Genomic DNA, 14,200 nt, shown 5'->3' with positions numbered 1-14,200 from the left:
TAACGATGCAAGCAAAGCGGCTATCTGCCGGATTGGCGTTAATGCTGATGGCGCTGTTTCCCGGCAAGACGTGGGCTCAGGCGTGCCTGGTCCACAGTCAGGCCGAACGACTGGACGTCAAAGTCTGTCAGGAGAACATCAACATCCCGGAGGGCCTGTTCCGCGACGGCTTCTGCCAACCCCAGCTGGCAGGCCAGAAGACGGACGTCACCTATTCTCAACAATGCCCAACAGGCGCATTCGGGGTCTGTCGCGATGCACAGGTCGCCAATATGCCTTATCGCGAACACATCCACTATTACGGCGTGGCCACAGACGCTTTGTACCTCAAGCCCTTCTGCGAGGGGCAAAGCAAGGGCCAATGGGTCACGCCGTAACAGGCGCTATGCCAGCCAGTCCAGCGTGAGAATTAACCGACGCTCGTTGCCCACCAGTGCCGGGGAGCGATGCACCAGACCCGCACCTTCGTTCCCGCGCCAACGCTCACCCTTGAGCAGCGCCACGGCTGCAGTATTGATCTGCCGGATAACGCTGCTATCCAATGGCCCCGCTTCTGCACGGCCCAGCTGCTTGCGGTCAATGGCACCCTCTTCGAGCCACTGGCTGCCGCACCCTGCATAGGTCGTGATCAAGCGCACAGGCACGTGATCGACGTGAAAGCGCGGGCACATGGCCTTGTCGAGCACTCGCAGGCGCAGCCCCACGCAGTCCGCACCCAGTAGACAGGCGTAGGCGCTGACCAGCCAGGACACGTCGGCGATAAAGCCTTGATAGCCCTGCAGGTCGGCATATCCCGAGGCCAGGGTGCGCAGATCGGGCTCGACATCGCCACCCTTCACCTCCAGCGTCAGGGATTCGGACAACGATTGGCCCATCGACAGAAGCAACGTGCCGAAGTCTTCGATGTGCGCAGGCAACTGGCGCTGCCAGACCGCAAGATTGACGCCGTCTTCCAGCACTTCGCCCAACACGTCCGGCGTTTCGCCATGCGCTTGACGAACAGGCGGCTGGTATTTCAGAAAATGAGCATGCATCAGGCGGCTACCTCCTCGTACCAAGGGCCAAACGGGTCCTGCAACGCATTCCAGCACTCGACACCCGCCTCCATTTCAGCATCGGTCAGCAGGCACCCGTCCAACTCGGCTGTCAGTTGCTCGAAATCGATGTTTTGACCGATGAACACCAGCTCCTGGCGGCAGTCGCCGGTTTCTACCGACCAATTGTTCAGAATCGAGGTCACGCTTTCCTGATCTTCAGGCCAGCTCTCACGCGTCACAAAGCGCCACCATCGGCCTGCGAACCCGTGCCGCATCAGCCCGCCGGCCTGGGACCAACTGCCCGCGTCCTTATATTTGCTGGCCAGCCAGAAAAAGCCTTTCGAGCGCAGCAGCTTGCCGTTGGTCCACGGGCGATTAATGAAATTGAAAAAGCGCTCCGGATGAAACGGACGACGGGCACGGTAGGCCGTGGAGGCGATGCCGTACTCCTCGGTTTCGGAAATGTGCTCGCCACGCATTTCCTTCAACCAGCCCGGTGCCTGAGAGGCGCGGTCGAAATCGAAACGTTCGGTATTAAGGATTCTGGCCAGAGGCACCTCACCCATCACCATCGGAATGATATCGGCATCGGCATTCAGGCGCCTCAGGATGGCGATCAATTCTTCGCGCTCGCTGGAGCTGATCAAATCGATCTTGCTGAGCAGGATCACATCGGCGAACTCGATCTGCTCGATCAGCAGGTCGGTAATCGAGCGATCATCGTCCTCACCCAAGGTTTCACCACGGGTGGACAAGCCTTCGGCGGCTTCGTAGTCGAGCATGAAGTTCACCCCGTCGACCACCGTCACCATCGTGTCCAGACGTGCCAAATCCGTCAGGCTCTTGCCCGCTTCGTCGCGGAAGGTGAATGTTTCTGCAACAGGCAACGGCTCGGAAATGCCGGTGGACTCGATCAACAAGTAATCAAAACGGCCATCCTGAGCAAGGCGGCTGACTTCTTCGAGCAGGTCTTCGCGCAAGGTGCAGCAGATGCAGCCATTGCTCATCTCGATGAGCTTTTCTTCGGCGCGGTTCAGGCTGACGTCACGCTGGACTTCACCGCCGTCGATATTGATCTCGCTCATGTCATTCACAATGACGGCAACACGCAGATTTTCACGGTTGCGGAGCACGTAATTGAGTAAGGTGCTTTTTCCGGCACCGAGAAATCCGGACAGGACGGTAACGGGTAAACGGTTCGACATCAGGATTCTCCAACGGGGTGCAAGGCTTGAGCCTTGTTCGTACGTGCTGCGACGAATCCATCTGGCAGCACGCTCTAATCACTCGCGGATGTTATAGTATAACAACAAAAAATAGCTATATGGCTCAACAAAGGGTTCTTCATGAAACAGGTCGCGACAGGTCTGATTGCACTACTGGCTCTGACCTGCGCGCAGGCGATGGCGGCGGGCGCAAAGCCTGCCGCCGATCTGGCGTTATGCACACGCAGCGCCACGGTACTGGCATGCAGCGACGCGCTGGGCAATCACTACAGCGTCACCACGGCGGGACAAACAACCTGGCTGAGAGGCTATGAAGTGCTGGATAAACGTCGCTGGGTGCAGACCAACAGCCGCTACGACCAATTGACGTTCTTCACAGGTTTGGCTTCCGATGGAGAAGCCTGGATCGGCACCATACAGCGCGTGGGCTGGACGACCATCACGCGTGTTTCAAGCTCGGACGGCACACGCAGCAAGATCACCTGCAGTCGCTTGAACGGCTGCAGATAAAGCAGATCAGACCTGTTGTTCCTGCTTCTGCGCCTGCATCCAGGCCATGTGCGAGTCCATTGGCGGATTGCGCTGGAAGTAGCGTTGCAGACCTTCGAACAGTCCGTCGGCAACTGCCTGCTGATGACGTGCCGTGACCAGACGCTGGCTGTCACGCGTATTGGAGATGAATCCCGTCTCGACCAGAATCGACGGCACATCCGGTGACTTGAGCACCGCAAAGCCAGCCTGTTCCACGCGCTTCTGATGCAGCGTGGTGATGCCTTCCAGACTGCCCAGAATGGTGTGCCCCAGTTGCATGCTGGCGGCGATGGTCGCGTTCATCGACATATCGAGAATCACACCGGCCAACATCGGGTCTTTGTCTTTCAGATTAAGCAGCGAGCTTGCGCCCAACAGATCCGCGCCGTTCTCACGCTGCGCCATGAAACGGGCGGTGGCAGACGTCGCGCCGCCTTCTGACAACGCAAACACCGAAGCGCCTGACGCCGTGAGCCGTGGTGCTGCGTCGGCATGCACGGAGATGAACATATCGGCATTGGATTTGTGGGCAAATTCGACGCGCTTGCGCAGCGGTACAAAGAAGTCGTCGTTGCGCACCAGACGCACATCAAAGCCTTTTTCGCGCTTCAGACGCTTGGCCAGCAACTGCGCGATCGACAGCACCACGTCTTTCTCTCGCTCGCCTCTGGAACCCACTGCACCAGGATCTTTACCGCCGTGACCTGCGTCGACCACGACCATGATGTCGCGTCCACCCGTGCGCGCCTTGCTGGGCTGCTTGACCGGAACCGGCGGTGGCAACTCGGCCATTTTCACCGGTTCACGCACTGTGGAACTCATGTCCAGCACCAGACGATGACCTTGATCGCCCTGAGGCCCGAGCAAAAAGCTGTTCAACTGCACGGGTGCAGTCAGGTCCAGAACAATGCGCGTGTCATCACCTGTGCCGTAGTGGCCGGAGCGAATGGACGTAATGACGGTTCGGTCCAGGGCCAGCTGGCTGAAATCACCGGTCAGCCGCGAGCCGCTGACGTCGATGATCAGACGGTCAGGAGAGGTGAGGGTAAAGGTTTTGTATTGCACAGGTCCGCTGAGATCGAGGACCAGACGCAGCTTGTCGTTGGTACGCCATAGACGCGCGTTGCGGATTTGCGTGGCATAAGCGCCTAACGGCAAGGTCAGGGCCGCACCGGCCAGGAGCATATTGAGCAGCATTTGGCGTCTGTGCATGGGATGTCTCAAGCGCAAAAACGAGCATCCCGGCTCATGAAGGGTTCATCCATGACATTAGTAACAATATAACATGCAGTTACGAATGAAATATGAAGCGCTTCATGAAGATTACGTCATGGAACATTCCAACGAATGACAATAAAACGTCCGTTATTTCAGGAATGTTCCACGTGGAACGTAAGCGTCTGAATTGGCTCAAGTACGTGGTGCGACGGTGCCACATTGCGCGCCTAACCAAACGGCTCGGGTGTCCATGCTGCCGTTCTGTTGTTGGCCGGTGGCGTTGAAAGTACCCACGACATTGGTGGTGAACTCACGATCACTGAGGAACTGTGCCTGCCCTGTTCCCTGTGCTTTGGGGCAACTGAACTGGAAATTCCAGGTTTTGCCGTTGCGTGCGGTGATCTTTTGCGTGCAGCCGGATTTGGGATCAGTCAGCGGAATGTCATCTGACTTCACTTGCGCCGGCGTCAGGCAAACCCGCACCCCTTGGCCGCCCAGTGTGACGCCCTGCTTCTGCATCATCTGCTCCATCATGGCCCGCTGTTCAGGCGGCAGATTTTTCAGCTGCCCCAGCATCAGCTGCAAATCAGGCAATTGCTGACCGTCCACCTTCATGTTGCTGGACGTCAGCTCCCATAAGCCTGGTTGCAGCATTTGCGCTTGAGCCAGCGGCGTTGCCAGGCAAAACATCAAGGCCAACATACGTTTGTTCATTTGATTTTTCCTGAGCGGCAATGACAGAGAAACAAGGCCGGGACAACCGGCCAGAAGATGAGGCTTAGACGACGGAAGCGCTGCCCAGTTGCACGCGGAATAAAATAGCGACATTCCCGTTCAGCTGTGGTCTGTTAGGCAGCAAAGCCGAGGAGCATTGTTCCACATGGATTACCACGACCCGTATTTTTTCGGTTACCTCCTGGGTTTCATTCATCTGCTGGGCACCGGTGCTGCCATTCATGCACTGTTGACCGTACGTACTTCGCAAGGCGCAATTGCCTGGGCGATGCCGCTGGTGTTCATCCCCTATTTCACACTGATTCCCTATCTGGTGTTTGGCCGCAGTTCGTTTGATGCGTACATCAAGGCGCGTCGCGAAGCGAACCAGGAAATGCGCGTGGCCATTGGCAGCCTCAACTGGCGGCCGTGGATCGAAGAAGCTGTCGCGGCGCGGCGCTCCAAAGCCTATACCTCGCTGCGTGCTATGCCCAAACTCGGACACATGCCGGCGCTGGCCAACAACAAGGTCCGGCTGCTGATCAATGGCGAGGAGACATTTGGCGCGATCTTCGAGGCTATCCGAGCGGCGCGGCAAACCATACTCGTCCAGTTCTTCATCATTCACGACGACGCACTGGGCAGGCAGTTGCAAACACTGCTGCTGGAAAAGGCCACTGAAGGCGTGGCGATCTTCGTGCTCTATGACCGGATCGGCAGCCATGCATTGCCCGCCGATTACATTGAGACATTGCGCGCTGGCGGTGTGCAGATTAAAGCGTTTGCCACTCACGGCGGCTGGCTTAATCGCTTCCAGATCAACTTTCGCAACCATCGCAAGATCGTGGTGGTAGATGGCCTGAAAGGCTATATGGGCGGGCACAACGTCGGCGACGAGTACATGGGCCTAAAGCCGCCCCTGGCACCGTGGCGCGACACCCATGTCGAGGTCATCGGGCCGGTGGTTGCCTGCCTGCAAGAGTCGTTTGCCGAAGACTGGTTCTGGGCAACTCGCGAGCTACCGCCTTTAAGCCTGCCGGAAACCTTTCCTGAAGATGGCGTGCTGTGCCAGTTGCTGGCCAGCGGACCGGCAGACGCGCAGGAAACCTGCTCGCTGTTCTTCGTCGAAGCCATCCACGCGGCTGAAGAGCGCGTCTGGATCACCAGCCCCTACTTCATCCCCGACGAGGCAGTGTCGGCCGCGCTACGTCTGGCGGTACTGCGTGGCGTGGACGTGCGTCTGCTGCTGCCGTCACGCCCGGATCACTACGTGGTCTACGCCGCGTCCAGCCTGTATGCCTTCGATGCGGTACGTGCTGGCGTGAGGGTATTTCGTTACGAACCGGGCTTCCTGCACCAGAAAGTGGTGCTGGTGGACAACGAAATCACCGCCATCGGCAGCGCTAACCTCGACAACCGATCGTTCAGGCTCAACTTCGAATTGATGCTGTTGACCGTGGACAGCGACTTTTCGAATCAGGTTGAGGCCATGCTCAATGCCGACTTCGCCCTGGCGCGTGAAATCTCGATTCAGGAAAGCCACGAGACGCGTCGGCTGCATCAATTGGGCATGCGTGTGGCCCGGTTGATTTCACCGATTTTGTAAGGGTCAAGGAAGGCAGCCTCCGCAGCACCATCTGGCATCAAACAGCGTAGGAGCGGACTTGTCGCGATCTGCCTGGCACCGGCAGCAAAACCTGCACAAGCGGTGGATCAGAAACCATCTCGGAAAGATGCAGGCTTCCTACAGCCAATGGATTGCTGCCAGAGAGTCTTTAGCCCTGAGTCACCGATAAAGATCCTCCCGTGTCAGCGGCAGCACGGTCGTACCGTCCGCAAAAGGCTTCGCCGCCAGTATCTGGTGCAGGTTGATCCAGCCCCGCGCAAACGCGTAAGCGCAGCCAGCCAGGTAAAGGCGCCAGATGCGCAGCGTGTGTTCGGGGACCATGACAGCGGCTTCATTGAGGCGTGACTCAAGGCGCGCGCTCCAGTGCTCCAGGGTTTTGGCGTAGTGCGGCCGCAGGCTTTCGACGTCGACCACCTCAAACCCTGCGTCGCTGATGTAGGCGCTGATCATTGCCATGTGTGGCAGTTCGCCGTTGGGGAAGACGTAGCGGCCAATGAACTCGCCCGCCCCTCGCCCAACAGGACGTCCATCGGTGTGCTTGGCGGTGATGCCGTGGTTCATCACCAACCCACCCTCCTTCACCGCACCAAACAGGCGCTGGGTGTACAGCGGCAGATTGGCGTGGCCGACGTGCTCGAACATGCCCACACTGACGACTTTGTCGAAGCGGCCATCCTGCGGCAGGTCACGGTAGTCGAGCAGTTGAAGTTCGACCTGACCATCAAGCCCTTCTGCCGTGACACGGTCACGGGCGAGCTTGAGCTGTTCGCGGCTGAGGGTAATACCAAACACCTTGGCACCGTATTCGCGCGCAGCGAAGCGGGCCAGGCCGCCCCAGCCGCAGCCGACGTCCAGCAGGTACTCGCCGGGCTTGAGGCGCAGTTTGCGGCACAGGTGGTGGAATTTGTCCTGCTGCGCCTGTTCCAGCGACTCGTTACCGGTCTTGAAATAGGCGCAGGAGTAAACCATCTCCTTGTCGAGCCAGAGCTGGTAGAACTCGTTGGACACGTCGTAGTGGTACGAGATCGACGCGGCGTCGGTGTCTTTGTCGTGACGGGTATGGGAGGACGCATCGTAAACATCGTCCTCCTCGACCAGCGCGTGAGTCAGCTCGTCACAGACGCGCACTACCTCGCTGATGGAGCCTTCGAGCTCAAGCCGTCCTTCAACGAACGCACTGCCCAGCAGATCGAGGCTGGGGTGGGTGAAATCGGAAACCAGTCGCGGATCCTTCACGACAATCGTGACGCTGGGCTCAGGCCTCAGATCCATTTGATGCCCGTCCCACAGCTTGAGACGTAGCGGCAGATGAAGGCTCTGCAAGGCCGACGGAAGTTGCGTGAGCATGATGAATCACCCCCTTATCCAGAAACTCGAATAGAGCATCCAAGACAAGCCCCCCAACAGGGCCGATAGGCTATTGGCGATGGCGAAACTGCATTGAATCAACTTCCGGGAACAACCTTGTGCCCACTGACTCGAGCCAGACGACAGCCTGAATTTGGACTGCACTCTTGATGAGTGACTCTTAATCTGTAACAGAGTTCTTCAAAGCTCAAGCCATTTTTGACACTTAAACACGTTGTGATGACCGAAGCTTTTCAGGCGAAACCGCTCCGCTCGATGCCTGCAAAGCGGCTCATAACTTGATCAGCGGCTCTTGGAAACGTAGCAGACGCCCGGCATTTGCCAGCACCAGTAACGTGCTCAGGTTGTGCAGAATGGCGGCGATCATCGCCCCCGCTGCACCCAACAGACCAAAAGCGGCCAGAGCAACGATGGCCAGCGTCCAGCCCAGACCAATGATCACATTGACTTGCAACGTCCGACGGCACTGACGGCTTAGCCGAACGCAAGTGCCCAGCCGTCGCAGATCGCTACCGATCAGAACGATATCGGCAGAAGCCAGCGCGATGTCTGCGCCACCCGCCCCCATCGCCACGCCCACCACGCCCGCTTTTAACGCCAGCGAGTCATTGACGCCGTCACCCACTACCATTGGCCTGAAACCCTTGGCGATCTCGCGCGTGACCCTGTTGAGCTTGTCCTCCGGCAACGCCTGGGCTTGAACATCGGCAATGCCGACATCGCGAGCAAGGTGTTCGGCCACACCCTGGCGGTCGCCGGTCAGCAGCAGTTGTCGGCCCATGCCCAAGTCACGAAGCTCCAGCAGCGCGGCTTTGGCTTCGGGCTTGAGCGTGTCGGCCAGCAGGAGCCAGGCCAGAAACTCACCGTTCAGCGACAGGCCTGCCAAAGGCCCGTCGTGCTCAGGCACCTCGGAAGTGACGATGCCCAGTTGCTCGAACAATTCAGGACGACCCAGCGCGGCATCACCCTGCGCGGTCGAGGCCACCACGCCCAGCCCCTGACGCTCGCGAATATCGGTCAGTGGCAGCAGCGCACTTTTATCCACAAGCCCGGCCAAGGCGCGACTGACCGGGTGACTGCTCGCAGAACCGAGACTGGCCGCCAGCTCCAGTAACTGCGCATGCTGCGTTCCACGGGCCTGGATCGACTGCAGGCGCAGTCGTCCGAAGGTCAGTGTTCCGGTCTTGTCCACCACCAAGGAGGTCAGGTCCGCCAGTTCTTCCAGGAAGGCCGAACTGCGGATCAGAATCCCGTGGCGTGCCGCGACGGCAATACCGGCGATGGCGGTGGCCGGAGCCGACAGCACCAGGGCGCACGGACAGGCGGCCACCAGCACGGCCAACATGGCCTGGGCGTCGTGGGTGATGAACCAGGTCAGCGCGGCAATCAGCAATACCAGCACCATGTAGCTGCCTGCGTAACGCTCCAGCAAGCGTGTAATCGGCGGCTTAGAGCGTTCGGCGCTTTGCATCAGGGCGATGACCTTGCCCAGCGTGGATTCATCACCGATGCGCGTCACTTCAATGCGCAGCAGCCCATCCAGGTTGATCGCGCCCCCGAACACTTCAACACCTACCGTTGCTTCAAGCGGCACCGACTCGCCGGTGATCGAAGACGTGTCGAGGCTGGCTTGACCCGACAACACCCGCCCGTCCGCAGGCACCCGGTCCCCTGCCCGCACTTCAACCTGATCACCGGCTTTCAAGGTCGTGTTGTCCACCTCGCGAATACTGCCATCGGCACTCAGCAGCCGGGCATGGCTGCGGGTCAGACGCCCCAGTGCCTCGATGGCTTCCTGCGAGCCGATTACACTGCGCTCTTCCAGCACGTGGCCGAAGATCATGATGATGGGCAGCAAGGCAGCGGTCATGAGGTCGCCGGTGGCCCATGCGCCCAGCATGGCCAGCGCGATCAGTTGATCGGTGATGCCGTGCAGGCTCGGGTGACGCAGGCTGTGCCAGCCGGCACTGACCACCGGAATGGCGACCAGCAGGGACGCAGCACCCAGCAACAGCTGGCTGACCCCGTTCTGCTCCGGCGCAATAAAGCGCCAGATCAGGCCGAGCCCCAACAAGCCCAGCGCCAGCATGGCCAGCGTCAACTGGCGGGCGGCGCTGCGCTGCTCGGCACCGCTCAACATGCTGCCCGCCGCTTGTGGTTTGGCAGGCTCGTGGGTGTGAACGGCTTCGCCACTCATTGCTGTGCTCCCTGAATGATCAGGCGGGAATCGTCTTTGGGATCGACCGTGGTCACCGAACCTGCCTGGCGCAGGATGGCGGGCACCCGTTCGCGGTAGATACGCTGCATCAGGTCGGGATCGTTCCGGTTCTGCCCGGACTGCGCCAGGCTGACCACTGTCGCGGTGTCGGTCTGCGCCTTGGCCAGTCGCTCGGACGCCTGAGCGTGGGCGACCTGCACGGTACGGTCAGCTTGCTGATTGGCGGTCTGGGTCAGCTTTTCGGCGTCGGTCCGCGCGTTGGCCACGGCCTGATCGGCTTGTTGGCTGGCCGTCAGCACCGCGTTGAAGGCATTGACGGCCGAGGGCGGCAAACTCGACTGCACGTCGACACGGGCGACTTCAATGCCGATGCTCATTCCGGCGTCTTTCAGCGCAGCCAGACGCTGATTGATGCCGCGCACCAGATCGCCGCGCAGGCGTTCACGTCGCTCGGCCGCCTGGCTGTCAGTGCCCATCAGCTCGGGCCGTGCAACCAGAATCGTGTCCAGATCTCGCGCCGCAGCCAGCGCCACGGCACTGCGATTGACCAGCCGGTCCAGCGCAGGCTGCACATGATCGCCCTGCAACACGAACGCATACGGGTCAGTGACCTTATAGAAAACCGTCACATCCAGCTGGACCACACCGGCGTCCCCCGTCAGCAGAAAACCCGAGCCTGCCAACGCGTCGCTGATGGGTGCGGACAGCGTGGCAATCTCATCGGCTTTCAGGGCAGCAGGCGAGCGCAGCAGGGTTTCGACCCGACGCTCAATGACCCGGTCTGCCGAAGGCAGCAACACCACCTGCTCGAACGGCTGTGGCCAGGCCGTCAGCAAGCCGGCATTTTGAATACGTTCAAGCGCCCCGAACCGCATGACCACGGCGCGGTTTTGCGGGTCTATCTGGCGCACGTTGGAGGTGATCCAGCCCAGCGCCGCCAGCAGCGTCACACCGTACAACCCCAGAAACGCCAGGCGGCTGGCCTGCAACCAAGGCCCGTTGACGGCCGGGCGCTGAGGCGTGGTGTCGTCAGCAGGCGCACTCATGGCTGCGATCCGCTCTTGCCTTCCAGCGTCGGCGGGCCATCGACCAGCACCCGAAACGGCGCGGCGTCGGTGCGCAGAATCAGCCGCGTGCTGGGCGTGACCACCGTGCCTAACGTGTCCAGTGAGCGCAGCAGGTTGTAGAGCTGGGGAGAACCGGCGTACGCCCGGCCGTAAATCTGCGCAGCCTCGACACGGGACTGAGCCTCGATGTCAGCGGCCTTGACCGTGGCATCAGCTTCGACGATGCGTGCATCGCGCTCGGCGGCCGAACGAATCTGCGCCGCCTCGCGCTTGCCCACGGCGGTGCGTTCGGTGGCGATGGTTTCGCGCTCGGCGCGCATGCGGTCAACCGTGGCGTTGAGCGTCACCGAGGGCAGTGTCAGGCGCTCGATGCCCACCTGCAGCACCCGCACGCCGTAGGTGACGAGCAATTGCTGATCGATCTGCTGACGCAACTGGTTCTCGAACGCGGCGATGTTCACTTTGTTGGCGTCGGTGTTGATCAGGCTCGACAGGTCGAAACTGCTCGCCGTGGTTTCCAGCGCCGAGCCGACGAAGGTACGAATCTGTCGTGCCGCTTCGTCCGGCTGGTTCTGCACCGCACGCATGAAGCGTTGCACGTTATCCGCGTCGCCCTGAACCTGCCAGGCCACATAAGCCTGAACGATGATCCGCAGGCCATCACGCGTACCGACGTCCTGCAGACCGCTGGAGGTGGTACGCAGGCGCAGGTCCACCGGAATGGTCGCCTCGAACGGCGCAGGCCAGCGCCAGTTCAGCCCAGGCTCCAGCAGCACACGGGACGGATTGCCGAAACGGGTGACCACCGTTGCCTCACCGGAACGCACCTGCACCAGGCTGGCGGCTGCGAGGGCGAACGCGATCAACACCGCGGCCAGACTCGCCCGCCGCCAGGGAAACGCGGCCGGACCTGCCGCTTCGTGATGATGATGGTGATGGCCATGACCGCTATGGTCGTGGGCACCGTGGTCGCTGTGATCGTGATGATGATGGAACAGACTCAAGGGACGACTCCTTACTGAGCGGCTTTACGCGGCGCCGTTGGGTCTGCCGGTGGTGTGAAGGAACGCAGGTCGATGGTCGGCGCGTTATCGCCGCCCAGACGGTGATCGAGTATCAACAGCTTCGCATTACCCAGGCCTTCGGTAAGGCGGGTCAGGTAGTGCTCCAGCAGGAACGCCTGCCCGGCGTTGGTGTAAGCCTTGCGCTCGGCATCGAAACGCAGGTCGGCGCCTTGAGCCGTGGCCAGTACTTCGCGGGCGGTACCGCTGGCCTGATCGTGGGCGACGCTGGCGTTGAGCTGAGCCTGATTGGCCCTGTCGCTGGCCGCGCCACGCTCACGGGCAATCAACGCCTGCGCGCCAATCTGCGCCGCCTGCACCGCGTGATAGGCATTGGCGGCACCGGCGGGCGGATGGATCGCCTCGACCACGGTGGCGAGGATTTCCACGCCGCTGTTCAAACGCTGCAAGTCGGCCTGCACGGACTTGCCAATGTCGTCTGCCAAACCGCTGCGCTGCTCACCTAGCAATTCATCAAGGGTGCGTGAGGCAAAATCGTGTACCAGCACGCGGCTGGCGGTGCTGCGGATCAGGGCTGGAACGTCGGCGCTGTTGTAGGTCGCCGCCAGGGCTTGAGCGTCGGTCAGGCCAATCCGGTAGACGAAGCGCACGTCCATGTTGACGATCTGAAAGCTTTGCTTGGCCCCTGCGCTGCTGGCGATGACTTGGGATTTTTCGTTGATGTGGCTGGCGTCCCACAAGCGATTGGCGCTGGCCGGTGCGGGCCCCTCGGCAGGGTCGGCAGTCTGCTCGGCCTCACTGGCTGACGAAACGCTGGTCGCCAGTTCGTGTACCACGCCGTTCTCGACGGCCAGAACGCGACCGAACGGCCACGGCAAACCGGCGTGCAGACCCGGGCCGCATACCTCGACCGGCTTGCCGAAGCGCTCGTAGATGCCCCGCCCTTGCAGGGGTATTTCATGCACGCCGGTCAGCGCCCAGCCCAAGGCAGCCACAACCGCGAGCACCGGCAAAAAGGCGCGGCGCATGTAAGTGAAGGCCCAAATCTGGCGCAGATCGATGCCGAAGCGGTTGTGCAGTTCGTGCTGCAGCGCCATCAGCGGACGCGGCGGCCAGCGCAGCAGGTCGGCAATGAAGCTGCTCGCCAGCAGACGAGGCTCGATCCGCTCGTTGCGCGGGCTGAACAACGACAGCGCGGCGCGAACGAGAAATTCGATGGCGACCGCCATTGGCAGCAGGCCGATCAACACCGCCAGACGCGCGGGCCACACCCGGTCAGCGCTGGAAAAGAACAGGCACACCGCACCGACCATCAACACGATGATTGTCATGCGCACCAGCCTGGACAGCGGTTCGGCCTCCGGCCATTGGGCTTCGCCGCTCAGCTGCCGCTCAAGCACCAACAAGCCAAACGCCAGCAACAACAGCAGGCTGCCGGCCAGATTGGCGATCGGTGATATCTCGTTGCCCAGCAGCGTCAGGTTCCAGATCGACTGAACACTGATCAGCGCCCACAGCGCCCACCCCGCAAGCCACAAGGTCGAGGTGCCTATCTGACGCAGCAACGAGTCACCGGACTCGCTCAGGCGAGTGAGCAGGCGTTCGTACCAGCCCGTTTCGTCGACGTCAGGCGTCGCAAGGGCGGGTTCGACGGCAACCGGTGAATCCAGTGCGCGGGTACGCCAGAGCGCCACGCCACGTGCCGACTGCAAGCCTGCGGCCAGCAGCAGCAACGCCGCGCTGCCGTTGACCAGCACCGCCATCCACACAGAACCCGGGGAAAACAGATCGATAAAAAACGCCAGCACCAGCCCGGCAATGCCAAACCCTGCGGCGATGTACATAAGCTGTGCAAGGCGTCGAACCTGACGCGAAGCCATTTGAAAACGCGGCAGACCTTCAAGGCCTGCGTGTTCTACATCCAGATCAACCCGCATCACTACCCCGAACCTGCTCACTGTCGCCCTTGGCCTGCTGGAGGCCTGCATCGGCGGTCTGAATGCTGCCGCATCATAGCGTTACGATGTAACACTTGCCGTGAAATTTTCGTCAGGTTCAACCGGTGTTCAGTTGGCCTTGAGCGTACGATTTCTCAACGATGAGACATATCGCACAAACAGCACTGCGTGATACAGGTCACATTATGTTTCACTAGCGGCTGGCCCTGCCGCA

The 14,200-nt window shown here is 60.7% G+C and carries 12 protein-coding genes; 3 read left to right on the top strand and 9 right to left on the bottom strand.

The features are described from left to right. Positions 1–5: 5 nt before the first annotated feature. Positions 6–377 carry an NADH:ubiquinone oxidoreductase gene (locus tag ALP40_RS22370; RefSeq protein ID WP_122210327.1) on the top strand — a complete coding sequence of 124 codons (372 nt, stop codon included), beginning with the start codon at positions 6–8 and terminating at the stop codon, positions 375–377. A gap of 6 nt (positions 378–383) precedes the next feature. Here the strand turns inward: ALP40_RS22370 and ALP40_RS22365 are convergent, their stop codons facing one another. Then, positions 384–1,034, bottom strand: a complete 651-nt coding sequence (locus ALP40_RS22365; protein ID WP_122210326.1) for a DUF1826 domain-containing protein — start codon at positions 1,032–1,034, stop codon at positions 384–386. Continuing rightward, complete coding sequence (gene zigA / locus ALP40_RS22360) at positions 1,034–2,242, bottom strand: zinc metallochaperone GTPase ZigA (RefSeq protein ID WP_122210325.1); 1,209 nt, start codon at positions 2,240–2,242, stop codon at positions 1,034–1,036. Before zigA ends, ALP40_RS22365 begins: the two co-directional genes overlap by 1 nt. Before the next feature lie 141 nt (positions 2,243–2,383). Here zigA and ALP40_RS22355 point away from each other — a divergent pair, with 141 nt between their 5' ends. Further along, on the top strand, positions 2,384–2,773 hold the full coding sequence (locus tag ALP40_RS22355) for a glutamine synthetase (RefSeq protein WP_122210324.1): 390 nt from the start codon (positions 2,384–2,386) through the stop codon (positions 2,771–2,773). Between the two features lie 6 nt (positions 2,774–2,779). Here the strand turns inward: ALP40_RS22355 and ALP40_RS22350 are convergent, their stop codons facing one another. After that, positions 2,780–4,006 (bottom strand): N-acetylmuramoyl-L-alanine amidase, encoded by a 1,227-nt coding sequence (locus ALP40_RS22350; RefSeq protein ID WP_122210323.1) that lies wholly within the window; start codon positions 4,004–4,006, stop codon positions 2,780–2,782. 198 nt (positions 4,007–4,204) lie between these two features. Next, the gene (locus tag ALP40_RS22345; RefSeq protein ID WP_122210322.1) at positions 4,205–4,726 is read right to left on the bottom strand and encodes a DUF3617 domain-containing protein; all 522 of its coding nucleotides are present in this window, start codon (positions 4,724–4,726) and stop codon (positions 4,205–4,207) included. Positions 4,727–4,892: 166 nt separating this feature from the next. Between ALP40_RS22345 and cls the strand changes: the two genes are divergently transcribed. Then, positions 4,893–6,332 carry a cardiolipin synthase gene (cls, locus tag ALP40_RS22340; RefSeq protein ID WP_122210321.1) on the top strand — a complete coding sequence of 480 codons (1,440 nt, stop codon included), beginning with the start codon at positions 4,893–4,895 and terminating at the stop codon, positions 6,330–6,332. Between the two features lie 180 nt (positions 6,333–6,512). On the opposite strand, the gene cfaB is transcribed toward cls, so the two are convergent. From cfaB to hflK (ALP40_RS22315), 5 genes are all read right to left on the bottom strand, one after another. Further along, on the bottom strand, positions 6,513–7,700 hold the full coding sequence (cfaB, locus tag ALP40_RS22335; protein WP_122210320.1) for a C17 cyclopropane fatty acid synthase CfaB: 1,188 nt from the start codon (positions 7,698–7,700) through the stop codon (positions 6,513–6,515). A 292-nt stretch (positions 7,701–7,992) separates the two neighbouring features. Further along, positions 7,993–9,918 (bottom strand): cation-translocating P-type ATPase, encoded by a 1,926-nt coding sequence (locus ALP40_RS22330; RefSeq protein ID WP_122210319.1) that lies wholly within the window; start codon positions 9,916–9,918, stop codon positions 7,993–7,995. Continuing rightward, the gene (gene hflK, locus ALP40_RS22325; RefSeq protein WP_122210318.1) at positions 9,915–10,985 is read right to left on the bottom strand and encodes a protease modulator HflK; all 1,071 of its coding nucleotides are present in this window, start codon (positions 10,983–10,985) and stop codon (positions 9,915–9,917) included. Before hflK (ALP40_RS22325) ends, ALP40_RS22330 begins: the two co-directional genes overlap by 4 nt. After that, entirely contained in the window at positions 10,982–12,010 is a 1,029-nt protein-coding gene (gene hflC / locus ALP40_RS22320) for a protease modulator HflC (RefSeq protein ID WP_122210317.1), read from the bottom strand. The genes hflK (ALP40_RS22325) and hflC overlap by 4 nt, the downstream gene beginning before the upstream one ends. Before the next feature lie 11 nt (positions 12,011–12,021). Beyond that, on the bottom strand, positions 12,022–13,965 hold the full coding sequence (hflK, locus tag ALP40_RS22315; RefSeq protein WP_122210316.1) for a protease modulator HflK: 1,944 nt from the start codon (positions 13,963–13,965) through the stop codon (positions 12,022–12,024). Positions 13,966–14,200 lie beyond the last annotated feature (235 nt).

Origin of the sequence: Pseudomonas viridiflava (assembly GCF_003702045.1) — a bacterium.
GTDB classification, from domain to species: Bacteria; Pseudomonadota; Gammaproteobacteria; order Pseudomonadales; family Pseudomonadaceae; genus Aquipseudomonas; species Aquipseudomonas viridiflava_C.
The sequence above is the reverse complement of the archived record's forward strand: the minus strand, read 5'-3'. Positions and strand labels throughout refer to the sequence as shown.

Bases quoted from the DNA above. Each gene is read 5' to 3' on its own strand.
- ALP40_RS22370 (WP_122210327.1), top strand. From the start codon at position 6: ATGCAAGCAAAGCGGCTATCTGCCGGATTGGCGTTAATGCTGATGGCG.
- ALP40_RS22365 (WP_122210326.1), bottom strand. From the start codon at position 1,034: ATGCATGCTCATTTTCTGAAATACCAGCCGCCTGTTCGTCAAGCGCAT.
- zigA (WP_122210325.1), bottom strand. From the start codon at position 2,242: ATGTCGAACCGTTTACCCGTTACCGTCCTGTCCGGATTTCTCGGTGCC.
- ALP40_RS22355 (WP_122210324.1), top strand. From the start codon at position 2,384: ATGAAACAGGTCGCGACAGGTCTGATTGCACTACTGGCTCTGACCTGC.
- ALP40_RS22350 (WP_122210323.1), bottom strand. From the start codon at position 4,006: ATGCACAGACGCCAAATGCTGCTCAATATGCTCCTGGCCGGTGCGGCC.
- ALP40_RS22345 (WP_122210322.1), bottom strand. From the start codon at position 4,726: ATGAACAAACGTATGTTGGCCTTGATGTTTTGCCTGGCAACGCCGCTG.
- cls (WP_122210321.1), top strand. From the start codon at position 4,893: ATGGATTACCACGACCCGTATTTTTTCGGTTACCTCCTGGGTTTCATT.
- cfaB (WP_122210320.1), bottom strand. From the start codon at position 7,700: ATGCTCACGCAACTTCCGTCGGCCTTGCAGAGCCTTCATCTGCCGCTA.
- ALP40_RS22330 (WP_122210319.1), bottom strand. From the start codon at position 9,918: ATGAGTGGCGAAGCCGTTCACACCCACGAGCCTGCCAAACCACAAGCG.
- hflK (WP_122210318.1), bottom strand. From the start codon at position 10,985: ATGAGTGCGCCTGCTGACGACACCACGCCTCAGCGCCCGGCCGTCAAC.
- hflK (WP_122210316.1), bottom strand. From the start codon at position 13,965: ATGCGGGTTGATCTGGATGTAGAACACGCAGGCCTTGAAGGTCTGCCG.